Below are 18,177 nucleotides of genomic sequence, written 5' to 3'. Positions count from 1 at the left end.
GTCACACCACCAGCGACAATGGGCCGCGCGTGCGAGGTTGCTTGCGCCGCTTGCTGATTGCCACCAGGCGCCGCACCGCGGCCTCGATTCCCCGCGCCAGCTGCTCGGCTTCGGCCACCACGCCGTAATCGGAGAGAATGCCGAAGAACAGGTCGTCGGCATAACTGAGCATCGCAACCCCGGTCCGCAGGTGCATCGCGAGCGGCGGGACCGGAAACACGCCGACGACCCGCCGGCCCCGGATCCGCAGCGGCCGGCGCGGCCCGGGCACGTTGGTCGCAACGGTCACCACACCGCGCTGGGGCACCCTCAGCAATAACCCGGTCGCCCATGCGGTGACCGCGAAGGGAATGCGATTCGCCAAGGACACGAACACATTTCCGGCTTCACGCTGACCGCTGGCCTTGGTCCGGCCCAGCCGGGCGTGCACGATTTGCAGCCGCCGCACCGGATCTTCTTCGTCAATCGGCAGATTCGGCAGCATCACCGACACCCGGTTATCGGTCTTGTCGAGCGCATCGGGACCCCGCACCGACACCGGCACCAAGGTGCGCAGCGAGTCGGGCAGCGGTCGCTCACCACCCGCGATCAAGGCATTGCGGTAGCTCTCGGTAATCGCCGCCAGCGCAACGTCATTGATTGTGACGTCGAACGCCCGGCAGACCTGCTCGATGTCCGCCAGCGGCACCCGGGCCCCGCTGTAGCGACGCAGGTCGCTCAGCGGTCCGTTCAGCGGCGACGGGGCGGGGCTGATCAGTCCGGCGACTATCTCGCCGGTGCCCTGGACCGCGCGCACGACGCCGGTTAGGACGACGCCCGGAGTCTTCCACAGCCGATCCAGCACACGCGACGGATTGCACAGGGCATGCTTTGACTCCCGGGCGGCGCGGATGTGGTGCGCGTAGCTGTCGCCGATGCCGTCATCGCAGAGCCCGGCAAGCATGTGGGTGGCGGCGATTCCGTCGGCCATGCAGTGGTGGATCTTGATCAGCATCGCCCAGCGCTCGTCGGCGAGCCCCTCGATGACCCAGATCTCCCACAGCGGTCGATCACGATCCAGGCGCCGCGCCATCACATCGGCGATCACCCGGTGCAGCGCTCGGTCGTCGCCGGGCTGCGGCAGCGCGACCCGGCGCACGTGCCGTTCGATGTCGAAATCCGGATCGTCGACCCATTCGGGCGCGCCGAGGTCGAATGGGCGCAGCCGCAGCCGCTGACCGAACCGCGGACACGCCCGCACTCGCTCGGCGAATGTTGACACCAGGGCGTCCTGCTCCGGCGGGGGCCCCTCGATGACGGCGAAGCCGCCGATGGCCAGGCTGACCCGTCGGTCAGCGTCTTCTGCCTTGAGGAACCCCGCATCGAGCGTGGTCAGGTGATTCATGATCCGCCGCCTCCCTGAGGACTTATCTGCAACTCGCAGTATCACTATTCCGTGCTGGCCATGGGTCAGGGCAGGGCCGAAAGTCCCTTGCCGCCGATGGCTTCCTGCCCTGCCGCGGCCGGCCTGGCGCGACGATGCTGGACGTCATGACGAGGCAGCGATGAACGCCGGATTTCCCGACGCCGAGACCCTGCGGACAGCTCTGGAGTTGGCCACTCGGGCCCCCTCGATACACAACACGCAACCGTGGCGCTGGCGGGTTGGCACGCAGAGTCTCGATCTGTTTTGCGAACCGGATATGCAACTGCGCAGCACCGACCCCGACGGGCGTGACCTGATCATCAGCTGTGGTGTTGCGTTGCATCACTGCGTCGTCGCCTTGGCGGCAATGGGCTGGCGGGCCAAGGTGAGTCGGCTGCCCGACCCGCTCGACCCGAGCCACTTGGCCACCATCGACTTGCAACCGCACCAGCCCGATCAGACCGACGTCGCGCTGGCGGCGGCCATTCCGCGGCGGCGGACCGACCGTCGGGCCTACAGTTCCTGGCCGGTGCAGGGCGGGGACATCGCACAGCTGGCCGCCCGGGCGGCGCGCAGCGGAGTCATGCTGCGTCAGGTCGACGCTCTGGACAGGATGAGAGCCATTGTGACGCAAGCTGTCCGGGACCACATGATCGACGACGACTACGTGCGCGAGCTCACCGCGTGGAGCGGCCGCTACGACTCGGTCGCCGGGGTGCCGGCCCGAAGCACTCCGCCGCCGCAGGCCAACGCGCCCATCCCCGGGCGGGTGTTCGCCGGTGTCGGTTTGGCTCAGCCGTCGGGAGTCTCAGCGGCCTCCGACAACGCCGCGATCCTGGCGCTGGGCACCGAGAAAGACGACCGGTTGGCCCGACTGCGGGCCGGCGAGGCGACCAGCGTCGTCCTGTTGACGGCGACGGCAATGGGCTTGGCGTGTTGCCCGATCACCGAGCCCCTGGAGATCCGCGAAACACGCGAGGCGGTGCGCGCCGACGTGTTCGGCGCCAGCGGCTACCCGCAGATGCTGCTGCGCGTGGGCTGGGCTCCGATCAACGCCGATCCGTTGCCGGCAACCCCGCGGCGCAGGCTTTCCCACGTGGTCGACTGGCCGTTACTGGACCAGCGGGGCTGACCATCGCAGCAGCGTTCCGGGCGATTCCGGGACGCTTTCGACGACGAACTCGCCGCCCACCTGCTCCGCGCGCCGCGCCAAATTCGTCAGGCCGCTGCCGGTGAATTCGCGGGGCATCCCGCGGCCGTTGTCGCTGACTTCGATGCACAGGTCGTCTTCGACCTTGACCCGGACCGTCAACGTGGTGGCCTGCGCGTGCCGCGCGGCGTTGCTCACCGCCTCGCGCACGACCGCCTCGGCGTGGTCGGCCAACGTAGGGTCGACCACCGACAGCGGGCCGACGTAGTGGACGGTGGTGCGCAACCCCGAACCGGCGAATTGCGCCACCGCCTGATCGATTCGTTGCCGCAACCGCGTGATGCCTTGCGCGGCGCCGTGCAGGTCGAAGATGGTGGTGCGGATCTCCTGGATGACGGCTTGCAGGTCATCGACGGCTTCGGAAAGTCGTTGTTGCACTTCGGGTTCACGTGTTCGCGACACGGTGCCTTGCAGCGCGAGGCCGACGGCGAAGAGTCGCTGAATCACGTGGTCATGCAGGTCACGCGCGATGCGGTCGCGGTCGGTGACCACATCGAGTTCACGCATCCGGCGCTGCGATGTCGCCAGTTGCCAGGCCAGCGCCGCCTGGTCGGCGAACGCGGCCATCATCTCCAGTTGCTCGTCGGTGAACGAGCCGCGCGGCCCGTCGCGCAGCACGACCACCACACCGGCGACGGTGTCGGTGGCCCGCAGCGGCAGCAACAGCGCCGGCCCGGGGCGTTCCAAACTCTGTAGCTCGATCCGGTCGACTCGCCGCGGAGTGCTATGGACGAATACCTCCCCCAGCGAGGTGTCCGCCACCGGAATGGTTTGCCCGACAGTGCAATCCACCATATCGCCGATGGCCTCGATCACCAGCAGCTCCTGCACGTTGTCCGCCGGCGTGTTCGCGTCGACCGGAATGGCCACCAGGGCCGCCTCCGCCCCGGTCAGCTTCAGCGCCTCCTCGGCCACCAGGCGGAACACGGTTGCGGGTTCGGCGCCCGACAACAACTCGGTGGCGATGTCACGGGTGGACTCGATCCATGCCTGTCGCGCCTTGGCCTGCTGGTAGAGCCGGGCGTTGGCAATGGCGATGCCCGCCGCCGCGGCCAGCGCTTGAACCATCACCTCGTCGTCGTCGCTGAAGGATTGGCCGGTGGTCTTGTCGGTCAGGTAAAGCGTGCCAAGCGATTCGTCGCGCACCCGCACCGGCACCCCCAGGAAGGTGCGCATTGGCGGGTGGTTCGGCGGAAAGCCGACCGAGGCCGGATGCAGCGAAAGATCCTCCAGCCGAAGCGGTTTGGGATCATCGATGAGTAGGCCGATGATGCCCAGACCCTCGGGCAAATGGCCGATGCGCCCAACGGTTTCCTCGTCGATACCCTCGTGGACGAATTGCAGCAGGCGGTTGTCCCGGCCGTGGACCTCCAGTGCGCCGTAGCGGGCGTCGACCAGGTTGATCGCCGAGTGAACGATGCTGCGCAGCGTGGTGTCCAGATCCAGCCCCGACGTGACCACCAGCATGGCTTCCAGCAATCCGTCCAGACGGTCGCGGCCCTCGACGATTTGGCCCACGCGGTCCTGCACTTCGGCCAACAGCTCGCGAAGACGGAGTTGGGACAGTGTGTCGCGCAGCGGTCGCATCCCGGCATCGCCCTGCTCAGTCATGCGCGCCACTCATCCGTCGGCTCGTTGCGAGCGCTTCAATTCCGTTGCGAATACTGCGGCTTGCGTGCGGCGCTCCATGCCTAGCTTGGCGAGCAAGCGCGACACATAGTTCTTCACCGTCTTCTCGGCCAAAAACATCCTGTCGGCGATCTGCTTGTTGGTCAGGCCCTCGCTGAGCAGGCCCAACAGCGTCCGCTCCTGGTCGGTCAGGCCGGACAACGGGTCCGGCCTTTCGGCGGCCCCGCGCAGCTTCGCCATCAGCGCTGCCGCCGCGCGATTGTCGAGCAAAGACCGGCCGGCGCCAACATCTTTGACCGCGCGCGCCAGTTCCATTCCCTTGATGTCCTTGACGACGTACCCGCTGGCGCCGGCCAGGATCGCGTCCAACATCGCCTCGTCGGACGTGTACGACGTCAGGATCAGGCAGCGCAGATCGGGCATGCGCGACAACAGATCCCGACACAGCTCGATGCCGTTGCCATCGGGCAGCCGCACATCGAGCACCGCCACGTCCGGGCACGCCGCCGGGATCCGGGCCATCGCCTCGGCGACCGAACCCGCTTCACCGACGACGTCCAGTTCGGGATCGGCGCCCAGCAGGTCGATCAGCCCACGCCTGACCACCTCGTGATCGTCAACCAAGAAGACCTTTACCAAGGCGCCTACTCCTCGCAGTCCCTTACAAGTTCCCGCAGGGCACAGCAAGCATCGAGCAACCCACGCCGTGGGCGCCACGGAGGTCCCGGACGGTGCGCGAATCGGTGACGAAAAGTTGACCGGAGTCCGCCACGGCGGCGCCGCACGGCTCGATCGGCACGTCCGGGTATAGGCGCGTCCATCGGGCCAGGCGGCGATTCAATTGCGCTTCGGCCAAACCGCTTCCGTCGCCGATCGTGCGCAGCGGAACGCCCCGCAGCCTCGCCTCTTCGAATGCGTGTCGGAGCACCACACCATTGTCCACTCCCGCGACAACCGCGCCGACCTCGGGGCTCGCCGCGGCGCGCACCGGTCGATGGATCACGGCAACCGGGCAGAGGGCCGCGCCGGCCAGGCCGGTCGCGACGGTGCCACCGATGCGGCGGGCGTGATTGAGACCGACCGAACCGACACAAATCATCGCCGCCGATCTCGACTCCTGCATCAGCTTGGTGAGCGGCCTGCCCCACAATACTTCGGTTTCGATCTTGACCGGCTTCCCGATCGCGTCGATCGCGCGCTGGGCGTCGGACAGCGCCGCGCGCGCGACGGTGTGCCCGCCGTCGGGAACGCCGGACGTCTGGAGCGGATCGATCACGTAAACCAGACGCAACGGGATGTCTCGGCTGATCGCTTCGTCGACGGCCCACAGCGCCGCATGCGTTGCCGCCCTTGATCCGTCGATACCAACGACGACGGCCGGAGCTGACCGGATGCTGCTCATCACGTTCTCCTCTGCTTGAGCGGGGCTTCATCGCCCTAACCGGCACGCTATTGGCCACAAACCGCGTCCCCCAGAGGCGTTGGTCCCCAGATCGGGGACTTTGGTCCCTACGAAAAACCCCTAGGAACCCGAAATGGTGGAACCTACAATTACCCCCGCGGCGAAAATCTGTGGCGCCCAGAAAGCGTCCGGCGATACAGCCCAGACAGGAGACCTCGCATGGCTGCTCCGCCCACATCGTCATCGCCAAGCTCCCAATCCCTGGTGGGGAAAGGCTGGATTCAGGGCGTCGCCTTGGTGATGATCTTCGGCTTCCTGGTGATGGGAATCCTGGCGTACCGCACCTATACGGCGGCAATGCCGATGCCGGACAAGGTAGTCACCGAGTCCGGTCAGGCGCTGTTCACCAAGGACGACATCACCCGCGGCCAAGAGCTCTACCAGGCTCGCGGCCTGATGCAGTACGGGTCGGTGCTGGGCCACGGCGCCTACCTGGGACCCGACTACACCGCCGAGTACCTGCGGATGGCCACCGACGACGTCGGCGATCAACTCCGCGCGCTGGGCGTCGCCGATCCGCGCAATCAAGTGGTCACCGAATTCCGCACCAACCGCTACCACCCCGACACCAAGACGCTGGTGTTCACCGACCGGCAGGCCGCGGCGTTCGACCACATCCAAGGCCACTATGCGGCCTACTTCGGCGAGAACTCAACCAGATACGGGTTACTCCCGCAGCTGATCACCGACAAGGCGCAAATTCGCGAGCTGACAGCGTTTTTCGCCTGGACGGCGTGGGCCGCGGCGGCCGAACGTCCGGGCCACGCGTACACCTACACCAACAACTGGCCGGCCGAGAAGCGGGTTGACAACGGCCCGACCGCGGCGGTGATCGTGTGGTCGGCGCTGTCACTGATCGCGTTGCTGGGCGGCATCGGAGTCATGTTCGGGGTCTACGGCCGGTGGAGCCAGAAGGTCGGCTGGCATAGCGCCGAATCGTCCACGCTGTCGTTCCGCCAACCCGGCGAGGTGAGCCTGACACCGGCTCAGCGGGCCTGCATCTGGTTCTTCGCGATCGTGTCGGTGCTGTTCCTCGCGCAAACGCTGCTGGGCGCGGCGGCCGAGCATTATCGTGCCGATTTGTCGACCTTCTTCGGCCTCGACCTGGCTCGGCTGCTGCCCTACAACCTGGCCCGCACCTGGCATCTGCAGCTGGCGCTGTTCTGGACCGCGGCGGCGTTCTTGGCCGGCGGCATCTTCCTGGTGCCATTCATCGCCCGCCGCGAGCCGAAACGTCAGGCGCTGCTTGCCTACGTGCTGCTGGGTGCGGTGGCCGTGGTGGTGTTCGGCTCCCTGCTCTGCGAGGCGCTGTCCATTTACGGCGTGATTCCCGCCGGCGGTCTGTTCTCCCAGCAGTGGGAGTACCTCGACCTGCCGAGGCTGTGGCAAATCCTGCTCGTCGCCGGCCTGTTCGTGTGGATCGCGATCATCTGGCGCGGAATGCGCGCCCGGCTCAAGGGTGAATCGAAGATGAACATGCCGTGGCTGTTCTTCTTCTCCGGGCTGGCGATTCCCATGTTCTATGCCGTGGGATTGCTGGCCGGCAGCGATACGCACTTCACCGTCGCCGACTTCTGGCGGTTCTGGGTGGTGCACCTGTGGGTCGAGGACTTCCTCGAGTTGTTCACCACCGTGATGGTGGCGTACATGTTCGTGTTGCTGGGTGTGGTGCGCGAACGCATCGCGTTGGGCGTGATTTTCCTTGACGTCATCCTGTATTCGGCCGGCGGTGTTATCGGCACCATGCACCACCTGTATTTCTCGGGCACCCCGGTGGAGCACATGGCGCTGGGCGCGTTCTTCTCGGCGGCCGAGGTCATTCCGCTGACCTTCCTGACGGTCGAGGCATGGGCGTTCCTCCAGCTCGGTGCGCGCCAGCAGTCCGGCGACGCCAACCCGTTCCCGCACCGCTGGGCGGTCATGTTCCTTGTCGCCGTGGGCTTCTGGAATTTTCTGGGCGCGGGCATCTTCGGCTTCCTGATCAACCTGCCGGTGGTGTCCTACTACCAGATCGGCACCGCCCTGACCGCCAACCATGCGCACGCCGCGATGATGGGCGTGTACGGCATGCTCGCCGTCGGTCTGGCCATGTTCGCGTTCCGCTATGTCATCCCGGCCGACAAGTGGCCGGAGAAGCTGGCCCGAATATCGTTCTGGTGCATGAACATCGGTTTGGCGTGGATGGTGTTCGTCACTCTGCTCCCGCTGGGTGTGCTGCAGCTGTATCACTCGGTCAACGACGGCTATTTCGAGGCGCGCTCGCTGGGCTACATCACCAAGCCCGGTAACGCGGTGCTCGAATGGCTCCGACTGCCTGGGGACGTCATCCTGATCGTCGGCGGTGTGCTGCCCTTCGTCTGGATCGCCTGGACCGCGCTACGCAACTTCCGCTCCGGCACCACGGCCGAGGAATTGCCCGAACATCCGCTCTACGCGGACGCCGGTTCGCCGGCGAAGGACTGAGAGATGGCTCCCCCGGCCACATCGGTTTGGCTGATTGCCGGGTATTCGCTGGCGCTGGTGGTCATCGCGTGGAGTTTCGACGCGATGGCCCGACGGGCCTCGGCGCATGCCGCCCGTTGGCGCACGGGTCAATTCGCCTACCGACCCGACCACGACGCCTGGGTTTGCCCGCAGAATCACTGGCTGTGGCCGACGTCGTTCGATCCGAAGCACCGGGTGATGCGATATCGGGCACTGCCGGTGGTATGCAACAGCTGTCCGGTCAAATCCCGTTGCACCACATCGGATCACGGCCGCGAGATCAGTCGCGAGATAGATCCGTGGCCACATTCGGACGCCGGGCGGTTTCACCGCGGGATCGCCTGCAGCGTAGCAGCATTCGGCGTCCTACTGCCCTCGGCAACGTTGATCGCCAACCACTCCGGCAGTGAGGTGCTGGTGTTGGTGGGCGCCATACTGCTCGCCGTGCTGCTGGGCCTGCCACTGGCCAGCCATCTGTGGAACACGCCGTCCAACGCGCCCGATTACCTGCCGCACCGCACCGCGCAGGAGGACCAGGTGGCCGCCGCGATCGATCGCTACTCCACGCGCTGGGGAAGCTGGCAAGACAAGGAGAAACCGTGACCGGTGTAGTGGTTGGCCTCGTGGTGGCGGCAGTGGTGGTGCTGGTAGCGCTTGCCATGGTGTCGCTGGTGGTGCTGCGTGAATACGAACGTGGGGTGGTGTTCCGGATGGGCCATGCCCGGCCGTTGTATTCCGCCGGGCTTCGATTCTTGATTCCGCTGGTGGACAAGATGATTCGCGTCGACCAGCGGGTGGTGACGCTGACCATTCCGCCGCAGGAGGTGATCACCCGCGACAACGTGCCGGCCCGCGTCAACGCGGTGGTGATGTTTCAGGTGACGGACCCGCTCAAGGCGATCCTGGCGGTCGAGAACTACGCGGTCGCCACGTCGCAGATCGCCCAGACGACGTTGCGATCGCTGCTGGGCCGCGCCGACCTGGACACCCTGTTGGCGCACCGGGAAGACCTCAACAGCGACCTGCGCACGATCATCGAAAAGATGACCGAGCCGTGGGGTGTGCAGGTTCGTGTGGTGGAGATCAAGGATGTCGAGATTCCCGAGTCGATGCAACGGGCCATGGCCCGCGAAGCCGAAGCCGAACGCGAGCGTCGCGCCAAGGTGATCAACGCCCGCGGGGAGCTGCAGGCCTCGGAGGAGCTGCGGCAGGCCGCCGAGACCCTGTCGAAGAGCCCGGCGTCGTTGCAATTGCGCTATCTGCAAACACTGCTGGAGTTGGGTGCCGACCAGAACTCGACGGTGGTGTTCCCGCTGCCGGTCGACATCATCACGCCGTTTCTGCGGAACCCGGAGATGCTGCAGGGCATTGCCGATAGCTTCAACCACCGGGGTTGACGGGTTCGGGCGGCGCGAAGCGCCAATTGTCCGGGTTCTTCAGCGAATACACCACCGGCATCAGTTGGCCGATGGTCGGCCAGTGGTCGACGTCGACCGCCATCCGCTGATACACCGCGTGCTCGTCGACGGTGGGCCCGTTGATCACACCGGCGATGGTGACGAATTGCTCGCCGGTGGCGTCGGGTCGCGGGCTGACCCCGGTCACCAGCAGCGTGCCGCTGGCCAGGTCGCCGCGCGGGCCTCTCGGCACGAACCGCTGGGCCAGCAGCACGCCCAGGACCGCGAGCAACAAGAACAGCAAGCCAATTTCCCACACCCGGCCATGGTAGGACTGCTGCATGAGTCCCGCCGGCGACGATGCAGAGCGCAGCGATGATCAGGAGCGGCGCATGAGTCACGACGACCTTGAGCTGGCGCTGACGCTGGCCGACCGCGCGGATGCGCTGACTCGGGCCCGGTTCGGCGCGCTCGACCTGAGTATTGACACCAAACCGGATCTGACGCCGGTCACCGACGCCGATCGTGCGGTCGAAGCCGACGTGCGCAAGGTACTCGGGCGCGAGCGGCCCGGCGACAGCATTCTGGGTGAAGAGTTCGGCGGCACAACGGCTTTCAGCGGGCGGCAGTGGATCGTCGACCCGATCGACGGCACCAAGAATTTCGTGCGCGGGGTGCCCGTGTGGGCGAGTTTGATCGCGCTGCTCGAAGACGGCGTCCCGACGGTCGGCGTGGTGAGCGCGCCCGCGCTGCAGCGCCGGTGGTGGGCGGCGCACGGCCAGGGCGCGTTCGTGGCCGTCGACAACGGTGAAGGCCGGCGGTTGTCGGTGTCCGCGGTGGCCGAGCTGGGTTCGGCCAGCCTGTCGTTCTCGAGCTTGTCGGGGTGGGCGCAGCGCGGCTCCCGCGAGCAGTTCATCGCGTTGACCGATGCCGTGTGGCGGGTGCGCGCCTACGGCGACTTCCTGTCCTATTGCCTGGTGGCCGAGGGGGCCGTCGACGTCGCCGCCGAACCGGAAGTGTCGGTGTGGGACCTGGCCGCGCTGGACATCCTGGTGCGCGAGGCCGGAGGCCAGTTCACCAGCCTGGACGGTGCGCCCGGCCCGCACGGTGGCAGCGCCGTCGCGACCAACGGCCTCTTGCATCAAGACGTGCTGAGCAGGCTCAACGCCGCATCCGTGTGAAATTACTAACAGCGGGCCCCACCTATCTTACTCCGGAGTAAGATAGGGTTTATTCGCATTGCCCCAACGACCGAGGCAGCCGACATGACTGACACCGCCACCACCACGAAGCCTTCCTCCCGCCGCCGTAAGCGGCGCGGCCGGGAGAACGGCGTCGGGATGCAGCCGCACAAACGGACCGGGATCGACATCGCGCTGGCGGTGCTGGCTCCGATCATGGGCCAGGACTTCCTGGACAAGTACCATCTGCGCGATCCGCTCAACCGGACCCTGCGCTACGGCACGAAGACCGTGTTCTCCACCGCCGCCGCCACCGGCCGTCAGTTCAAGCGCGTGCAGAGCTTGCGCGGCGGACCGACCCGGCTGAAGGCCAGCGGCAAGGATTACTTCGACCTGACGCCCGACGAAGACCAGAAGCTCATCGTCGAAACCCTCGAGGAGTTCGCCGAGGAGGTCCTGCGGCCCGCCGCGCACGACGCCGACGGGGCGGCGGCCTACCCGCGCGACCTGATCGCCAAGGCCGCCGAGCTGGGCGTCACGGCCATCAACATCCCCGAGGACTTCGACGGCATCGCCACCCACCGCTCCAGCGTGACCAACGTGCTGGTGGCCGAGGCGCTGGCCTACGGCGACATGGGCCTGGCGCTACCGATCCTGGCCCCCGGCGGGGTCGCGTCCGCGCTGACCCACTGGGGCAGCGCCGACCAGCAGGCCACCTACCTGAACGAGTTCGCCGGCGAGAACGTCCCGCAAGCCTGTGTCGCCATCGCCGAACCGCAGCCGCTGTTCGACCCCACCCGCCTGGCGACCACCGCGACGCGGACCCCCAGCGGGTACCGACTCGACGGGGTCAAGTCCTTGGTACCGGCCGCGGCCGACGCCGAGCTGTTCATCGTCGGGGCGCAACTGAACGGCAAGCCGGCGCTGTTCATCGTCGAGTCGGCCGCGAAAGGCCTGACCGTCAAGGCGGACCCGAGCATGGGGATTCGCGCCGCGGCCCTGGGCCAGGTCGAGCTGTCCGGGGTGACGGTGCCGCTGAGTGCGCGCCTCGGCGAGGACGAGGCCACCGATGCCGACTATTCCGAGGCGATCGCGTTGTCCCGGCTGGGCTGGGCGGCACTGGCGGTCGGCACCTCGCACGCGGTGCTCGACTATGTCGTGCCGTACGTGAAGGAACGCCAGGCATTCGGCGAGCCGATCGCCCGCCGTCAGGCCGTGGCGTTCATGTGCGCCAACATCGCCATCGAGCTGGACGGGCTGCGGCTGATCACCTGGCGCGGCGCGGCGCGCGCCGAACAGGGCCTGCCGTTCGCCCGCGAGGCCGCTCTGGCCAAGCGCCTCGGCGCCGACAAGGGCATGCAAATCGGTTTGGACGGAGTGCAATTGCTCGGCGGCCACGGCTACACCAAGGAACACCCGGTCGAACGCTGGTACCGCGACCTGCGGGCCATCGGCGTCGCCGAGGGCGTCGTTCTCATCTGATTCCGAGCCGAAAGATCAATCATGGCAATCAATCTGGAGCTTCCCCGCAAGCTGCAAGCGGTGATCACCAAGACCCATCAGGGCGCGGCGGAGTTCATGCGCCCGATCGCACGCAAGTACGACCTGAAGGAACACGCCTACCCGGTCGAACTCGACACGCTGATCAGCCTGTTCGAGGGAGCCGCCGAGTCGGTGCCGTTCGCCGGGGCGGATGGCCTACGCGACGAGGGCGAGAAGGAGCAAAATCACAACGGCTCCAACATGGCCGCGCTGGTGCAGGCGATCGAGGCCAGTTGGGGCGATGTCGCGATGATGCTGTCGATTCCGTATCAGGGACTGGGCAACGCGGCCATATCCGCGGTGGCCACCGACGAGCAGCTGCAGCGCCTGGGCAAAGTGTGGGCCGCGATGGCGATCACCGAACCGGGATTCGGATCGGACTCCGCGGCGGTGTCCACCACGGCCAAGCTGGACGGCGACGAGTACGTGATCAACGGCGAGAAGATCTTCGTCACCGCCGGGTCGCGCGCCACCCACATCGTGGTGTGGGCCACGCTGGACAAATCGGTGGGCCGGCCCGCCATCAAGTCGTTCATCGTGCCGCGCGAGCACCCCGGCGTGACGGTCGAACGGCTCGAGAAGAAGCTCGGCATCAAGGGCTCGGATACCGCCGTGATCCGCTTCGACAACGCCCGCATCCCCAAGGAGAACCTGCTGGGCAATCCCGAAATCGAAGTCGGCAAGGGCTTTTCGGGGGTGATGGAGACCTTCGACAACACCCGCCCGATCGTGGCCGGCATGGCCATCGGGGTCGGGCGCGCCGCCCTGGAGGAAATCCGCAGGATCCTCACCGACGCCGGCGTGGAAATCTCCTATGACCAACCATCGCACGCCCAAAGTGCCGCCGCGGCAGAGTTTTTGCGGATGGAGGCGGACTGGGAGGCCAGCTACCTGCTGACGCTGCGGGCGGCATGGCAGGCCGACAACAACATCCCCAACTCCAAAGAAGCGTCGATGAGCAAGGCGAAAGCCGGCCGGATGGCCAGCGATGTCACCCTCAAAGCCGTCGAAATGGCGGGCACCACAGGCTATTCCGAGCAGTCGATGCTGGAGAAGTGGGGACGCGACTCGAAGATCCTGGACATCTTCGAGGGCACCCAGCAGATTCAGCAGCTGGTGGTGGCCCGCCGACTGCTGGGCCTGTCGTCGGCCGAGCTCAAGTAGCGATCTCGGTCGGCGGGTCGACCTCGTCGTCGGGGGCGACCAAGTCGAGCTGCCACCACTGCACGTCGTGCCAGCCGCCGAGTTTCCATCCGACCCGCTGGTAGTGGCCCACCGGCCGGAACCCGAACGACTCATGGAATGCGATGCTGGCTTGGTTGGGTTGGGCGATGCCGGCGAAGGCCCGCCGAAAGCCGCGTTTCGTCAGCCGGCTCAGCAATTCGGCATACAGTGTCCGCCCCCCGCCGCGGCGCACGCAGTCGCGCGCCATGTAGATGCTCGTCTCCGCCGACCACTGATACGCTGCCCGCGGATTGAATTGGTGCGCATAGGCATAACCCGCGACCTTCCCGTCGACCTCGCACACCAGCCACTCGTACATCACCTCGGCGGCCGCGATACGCGCCGCCATCTCCGCCACGGTCGGCGGTTCGGTTTCAAAGGTGATGACGGTGTCCAACACATACGGCCGATAGATCTCGGCGCATGCGGCGGCGTCGGCTTCGGTCGCGGGGCGGACGAGCGGCGGCATTACGCGGCGACGGCGTTGAGCTGCTCGCGGGTGTCGTCGTCGAGTTCGATATCGCCGACGGCGAGGTTTTCCTCCAGATGCGACACCGACGAGGTTCCCGGAATCAAAAGGACGTTGGGTGCCACGCTCAACGTCCAGGCCAACGCCACCTGCGCCGGCGTGCGCCCGAGTCGTTCGGCGGCGCTCTTCAGCACGTCGTTGCCGAGCACCGGATTGTTGGGCCCGCTGAACGCCGCGCCCAGCGGAAAGAACGGTACGAAGGCGATGCCGCGCGCCACGCACTCGTCCAACACGGGCGTCGATGCGCGGTGCACCAGGTTGAAAGCGTTTTGCACACAGACGATCTCGGTACGTTCCAAGGCGTGCAGCAGGTGCTCACGGGTGACTTCGCTGAGTCCGATTCCGCCGATCAAGCCTTCCTCGCGGGCCGCGATCATCGCCGAAAGCTGGTCGTCGAACAGCTGATCCGGCGCTTCGCTCTCAAATAGCCGCAAGTTGACCGCAGCGAGCTGGTCAACTCCGAGGGTGCGCAAATTGGCCTCGATGTCTCGGCGCATATCCGCGGGATCGGATAGCGGCAGCCAGGCCCCGGCTTCGTCGCGCCGCCCCCCGACCTTGCTGACCAGCGCCAGGTTCTGCGGGTACGGATGCAGCGCCTCCCTGATGAGCTCGTTCGCAACGTCGGGACCGTAGAACTGGGCGGTGTCGATGTGATTCACCCCGAGTTCGACCGCCCGCCTCAGCACGGCCAGCGCCTCGTCGCGATCACGCGGGGGCCCCATCACGCCCGGTCCCGGCAGTTGCATCGCGCCGAACCCGATGCGGGCGACCGTGAAACCGCCAAGCGGAAACTGATCCATGGGGGCAGATTAGCGTCGAACCGCCGCAAGTAGGCTATCCGGCATGCGCGCAGCACGGGTGACTCGGCTAGAAGGTCCAGAAGCGATCGAAGTGACCGAGGTCGAGGAACCCAGCGGGGAGGGCGTGCTCGTCGACGTGCACGCCGCCGGGGTGGCGTTCCCCGACGCGCTGCTCACCCGGGGGCTCTACCAGTACCGGCCCGACCCGCCGTTCATCCTCGGCGCCGAAATCGCCGGGGTGGTGCGATCCGCGCCGGACGGCGCCGAGGTGGGTCCCGGGGACCGCGTCGTGGGCCTGACGATGCTATCCGGCGGCATGGCCGAGGTCGCGATGTTGGCCCCGGACCGGGCCTTCAAGCTGCCCGACAACGTCAGCTTCGAGGCTGGCGCCGGCCTGTTGTTCAACGACCTGACGATGTACTTCGCGTTGACGGTGCGCGGCCGCCTGCAGCAGGGCGAGACGGTGCTGGTGCACGGCGCGGCGGGCGGGATCGGCACCTCGACACTGCGCCTGGCGCCGGTGCTCGGGGCATCGCGCACCATCGCGGTGGTCAGCACCGAGGAGAAGGGGCGGATCGCCACGGCCGCTGGCGCGACCGACGTGGTGTTGGCCGAGGGATTCAAGGACGCGGTCAAGGAGCTGACCCACGGCCGCGGTGTCGACATGGTGGTCGACCCGGTCGGCGGGGATCGGTTCACCGATTCGCTGCGCTCCCTCGCGCCCGGTGGGCGCCTACTGGTCGTCGGCTTTACCGGCGGTGAGATTCCCACGGTCAAGGTAAATCGCTTGTTGCTCAACAACGTTGACGTGGTCGGTGTTGGGTGGGGGGCGTGGGCCGGCACCCACCCGGGAGCGCTGACCGAACAGTGGACCGGGCTCTCCGAGCTACTCTCCTCGGGCAAGCTGGCCCCGCCGGAGCCCGACGTCTACCCCCTGGACGAGGCCGCCGCCGCGGTCGCGTCGCTGGAGAAGCGCACCGCCAAAGGCAAGGTGGTTTTGCGCGTCCGCTAGCCGGCGCTGACCACCGACACCGTGCCATCCCCCGCGTTGGCGGTGTAGACGATGTGCGTGGCCGTGTCCACGGCGATGCCGTCCGGGCCTTTTCCGACCTTGACGGTGGCGGTGATCTTGCGGGCCTGCGGGTCGACGACCGACATCGAATCGTCTTGAGAATTGGTGATGTACGCGGTGTGGGTGCTCGGGTCCGCCACCCAACCGTTGGGCGTTCTTCCGACCGGGATGGTCTGGACGACCGCGCGCGACGCGGTGTCGATCACCGAAAGCGCGTTGTCACCGGCGGTGGTGACGTAGGCCGATCCGTTGACCACCTGCACCCAGGTCGGGCCCCTGCCGACCGGGATGGTGGCCACGACCTGGCGCGACGCCGTGTCGATCACCGTGACCGAGTTGTCGTCGGCGTTGCTGACATACACGGTGCGGGTGGCCGGGTCCACGGCCACTCCGTCCGGCTTTTTCCCGACCGGGACGGTGGCGCCGACCGTGCCGGCAGCCATGTCGATCACCGACACCGAGCCGTCGTTTTCGTTGGCGACGTAGGCGGTGTGGGTGTCCGGATACACCGCCACCGCATCGGGGCCCTGCCCGACCTTGACCCCGGCAGCGACGACGATGTTGGACCCGGTGTCGACGATCGTGACCGAGCCGTCGTCGCTGTTGGCGACGACGGCCTTCTTGGCCTGCGGATCAATCGCGATGCCCGCGGGCTTCTTTCCGACCTTGATCGAGGTCTTCACGGCGTTGGACGAGGCATCGATCACCGACACCGTGTCGTCGCCGGAGTTGGTGACGTACACGAGCTTGCCGACCGGATCCACCGCGACGTCGTTCGGGCTCTTCCCGACCGTGACGGTCGCGGTGACCTTCGGCCCTGCTGCCGGGGCCCCAGACTGACCCGACGCCGGGCCCGAGGACTGCGTGCCGGTCCCCTTCGACGAACAACCGCCGGCGATCAGCGCCGCCACGATGAGCGGATACGTTAGGAAGGCGACGTGCTTCATGGCTTACCTCCTGGGTCGGTTGGCGAACCCCGTCGCGAATCAAAGCACAAGCAGACCGGGAAGCAAATATGTGGCGAGCAAATACGACGCCCCACGGCCCTTGTGCGGGACCAAAAGGAAAACTAATGTCACTTTCAGTTCTGGTTCACCGCGGCTGAGCACCACTTGGGAGCGCCCATGGAATCCTTCGTCCACCTCCGAAAAGGAACGACCCCCCACCGACTGCACGCCGACTTGGACGGACTCAAGGACGACGAACTCGGCCGGGGCGGGTTCACCGGCCGCACCGCCAACATCTATCGCCGCCACGACCCCACCGCCTACCGGGCGGTCGGCCCGCTGCGCCCCGTCGACGTGCTGTCCAGCGAGCTCAAACCCGACGACGCCGCCGACGCCAACGGTGGGCCGTTGCTGATGTTCAGCAACGCCGATTGCCGCATCCTGCTCAGCCGCCGGCACGAGCCGATGCCCTTCTACACCCGCCACATCGACGGGGATCTGCTGTGCTTTGTGCACCGGGGCGCCGGCCTGCTGGAGACCGAGTTCGGGCCGCTGCGTTACCGCGAGGGCGACTGGGTCTACATTCCTAAGGCGTGCACGTGGCGTCAGCTCCCGGATTCGACGAACGGCGAGACCACACTGCTGATGGTCGAGGCCACCGACGAATTCCGGGTGCCGCCGCCCGGTCCGTTGGGCCGGCACTTCCCATTCGACCCGTCGCAGGCCACCATCCCCGAACCCGAACCGATCGACGACCCCCCGGGTCTAGGATGCCGCGACGAGTACGAGGTCCGGCTGGTGCATGAATGCGGCCCGACAACGCTGTACTACCAACACAATCCGATCGACGTCGAAGGCTGGCGCGGTGACAACTTCGCGTTCACCTTCAACATCGCCGACTACAACGTGATCACCTCCGACAGTGTCCACCTGCCGCCCACGGTGCATCTCTTCATGCAAGCCACCGGCGTCTACGTGATGAACTTTCTGCCCCGACCGGCCGAAGGTGTGCGGGGCACCGAACGCACGCCCTGGTATCACCGCAACGTCGACTACGACGAGATCGCCTTCTTTCACGGCGGCTCGCTGTACGGCATCCCGATGCCGCCGGGCCTGATTACCCATGCGCCGCAAGGGGTTCACCACGGTGCGCCGGAGAAGGCGCGCGAACGAGCGCGCCGCAAGTTCGACGAGCATTCCCGCGTCGACTGGCAGGTGATCGCGGTCGACACCCGCCGCCGATTGACACCATCACCGGAAGTGCTCGCACACGACCTGGGACAACACTGACATGA

The 18,177-nt window shown here is 66.9% G+C and carries 17 protein-coding genes; 9 read left to right on the top strand and 8 right to left on the bottom strand.

Annotation, left to right across the window (positions count from 1 at the left end; translation table 11 throughout):
• Position 1: 1 nt before the first annotated feature.
• The gene (locus G6N66_RS05575; RefSeq protein ID WP_085234142.1) at positions 2 to 1,384 is read right to left on the bottom strand and encodes a WS/DGAT/MGAT family O-acyltransferase; all 1,383 of its coding nucleotides are present in this window, start codon (positions 1,382 to 1,384) and stop codon (positions 2 to 4) included.
• Between the two features lie 160 nt (positions 1,385 to 1,544).
• Between G6N66_RS05575 and G6N66_RS05570 the strand changes: the two genes are divergently transcribed.
• On the top strand, positions 1,545 to 2,537 hold the full coding sequence (locus G6N66_RS05570; RefSeq protein WP_085234141.1) for an Acg family FMN-binding oxidoreductase: 993 nt from the start codon (positions 1,545 to 1,547) through the stop codon (positions 2,535 to 2,537).
• Here G6N66_RS05570 and G6N66_RS05565 read toward each other — a convergent pair.
• Genes G6N66_RS05565 through G6N66_RS05555 form a run of 3 tightly spaced genes read right to left on the bottom strand, consistent with a single transcriptional unit; the run spans position 2,517 to position 5,646 of the window.
• A complete protein-coding gene (locus tag G6N66_RS05565) occupies positions 2,517 to 4,226 on the bottom strand; it encodes a sensor histidine kinase (RefSeq protein ID WP_085234162.1) in 1,710 nt (569 codons plus the stop codon). The genes G6N66_RS05570 and G6N66_RS05565 overlap by 21 nt on opposite strands.
• Before the next feature lie 9 nt (positions 4,227 to 4,235).
• Positions 4,236 to 4,883, bottom strand: a complete 648-nt coding sequence (gene dosR, locus G6N66_RS05560; protein ID WP_085234140.1) for a hypoxia response regulator transcription factor DosR/DevR — start codon at positions 4,881 to 4,883, stop codon at positions 4,236 to 4,238.
• A 22-nt stretch (positions 4,884 to 4,905) separates the two neighbouring features.
• Positions 4,906 to 5,646, bottom strand: coding sequence for a universal stress protein (locus tag G6N66_RS05555; protein WP_085234139.1), 741 nt, complete (start codon positions 5,644 to 5,646; stop codon positions 4,906 to 4,908).
• A gap of 219 nt (positions 5,647 to 5,865) precedes the next feature.
• On the opposite strand from G6N66_RS05555, the gene G6N66_RS05550 reads away from it, so the two are divergent.
• From G6N66_RS05550 to G6N66_RS05540, 3 genes are read left to right on the top strand one after another with little or no spacing between them, the layout of a single operon-like run.
• Entirely contained in the window at positions 5,866 to 8,169 is a 2,304-nt protein-coding gene (locus G6N66_RS05550) for a nitric-oxide reductase large subunit (RefSeq protein WP_085234138.1), read from the top strand.
• A 3-nt stretch (positions 8,170 to 8,172) separates the two neighbouring features.
• Entirely contained in the window at positions 8,173 to 8,793 is a 621-nt protein-coding gene (locus G6N66_RS05545; RefSeq protein ID WP_085234137.1) for a hypothetical protein, read from the top strand.
• A gap of 56 nt (positions 8,794 to 8,849) precedes the next feature.
• Complete coding sequence (locus G6N66_RS05540) at positions 8,850 to 9,587, top strand: slipin family protein (protein WP_276013088.1); 738 nt, start codon at positions 8,850 to 8,852, stop codon at positions 9,585 to 9,587.
• Here the strand turns inward: G6N66_RS05540 and G6N66_RS05535 are convergent.
• Positions 9,571 to 9,930, bottom strand: coding sequence for a hypothetical protein (locus G6N66_RS05535; RefSeq protein WP_139825320.1), 360 nt, complete (start codon positions 9,928 to 9,930; stop codon positions 9,571 to 9,573). The genes G6N66_RS05540 and G6N66_RS05535 overlap by 17 nt on opposite strands.
• A gap of 49 nt (positions 9,931 to 9,979) precedes the next feature.
• On the opposite strand from G6N66_RS05535, the gene hisN reads away from it, so the two are divergent.
• From hisN to G6N66_RS05520, 3 genes are all read left to right on the top strand, one after another.
• Positions 9,980 to 10,768, top strand: a complete 789-nt coding sequence (gene hisN, locus G6N66_RS05530) for a histidinol-phosphatase (RefSeq protein WP_085234160.1) — start codon at positions 9,980 to 9,982, stop codon at positions 10,766 to 10,768.
• Between the two features lie 84 nt (positions 10,769 to 10,852).
• A complete protein-coding gene (locus G6N66_RS05525) occupies positions 10,853 to 12,250 on the top strand; it encodes an acyl-CoA dehydrogenase family protein (protein ID WP_085234135.1) in 1,398 nt (465 codons plus the stop codon).
• A 21-nt stretch (positions 12,251 to 12,271) separates the two neighbouring features.
• Positions 12,272 to 13,474, top strand: a complete 1,203-nt coding sequence (locus G6N66_RS05520; protein WP_085234134.1) for an acyl-CoA dehydrogenase family protein — start codon at positions 12,272 to 12,274, stop codon at positions 13,472 to 13,474.
• Here G6N66_RS05520 and G6N66_RS05515 read toward each other — a convergent pair.
• The gene (locus G6N66_RS05515; protein WP_085234133.1) at positions 13,467 to 14,003 is read right to left on the bottom strand and encodes an arsinothricin resistance N-acetyltransferase ArsN1 family B; all 537 of its coding nucleotides are present in this window, start codon (positions 14,001 to 14,003) and stop codon (positions 13,467 to 13,469) included. The two genes, G6N66_RS05520 and G6N66_RS05515, sit on opposite strands and share 8 nt — an antisense overlap.
• Positions 14,003 to 14,863 (bottom strand): oxidoreductase, encoded by an 861-nt coding sequence (locus G6N66_RS05510; protein ID WP_085234132.1) that lies wholly within the window; start codon positions 14,861 to 14,863, stop codon positions 14,003 to 14,005. Before G6N66_RS05510 ends, G6N66_RS05515 begins: the two co-directional genes overlap by 1 nt.
• A gap of 43 nt (positions 14,864 to 14,906) precedes the next feature.
• Between G6N66_RS05510 and G6N66_RS05505 the strand changes: the two genes are divergently transcribed.
• Positions 14,907 to 15,875 (top strand): NADPH:quinone oxidoreductase family protein, encoded by a 969-nt coding sequence (locus tag G6N66_RS05505; protein WP_085234131.1) that lies wholly within the window; start codon positions 14,907 to 14,909, stop codon positions 15,873 to 15,875.
• Here G6N66_RS05505 and G6N66_RS05500 read toward each other — a convergent pair.
• Positions 15,872 to 16,882 (bottom strand): YVTN family beta-propeller repeat protein, encoded by a 1,011-nt coding sequence (locus G6N66_RS05500; protein WP_085234130.1) that lies wholly within the window; start codon positions 16,880 to 16,882, stop codon positions 15,872 to 15,874. The two genes, G6N66_RS05505 and G6N66_RS05500, sit on opposite strands and share 4 nt — an antisense overlap.
• A 177-nt stretch (positions 16,883 to 17,059) precedes the next feature.
• Between G6N66_RS05500 and G6N66_RS05495 the strand changes: the two genes are divergently transcribed.
• Entirely contained in the window at positions 17,060 to 18,172 is a 1,113-nt protein-coding gene (locus G6N66_RS05495; protein WP_085234129.1) for a homogentisate 1,2-dioxygenase, read from the top strand.
• Positions 18,173 to 18,177: the final 5 nt, after the last annotated feature.

The sequence above is a fragment of the Mycobacterium conspicuum genome (genome assembly GCF_010730195.1).
Lineage (GTDB): Bacteria > Actinomycetota > Actinomycetes > Mycobacteriales > Mycobacteriaceae > Mycobacterium > Mycobacterium conspicuum.
This window is presented reverse-complemented; position numbering and strand designations above follow the sequence as displayed.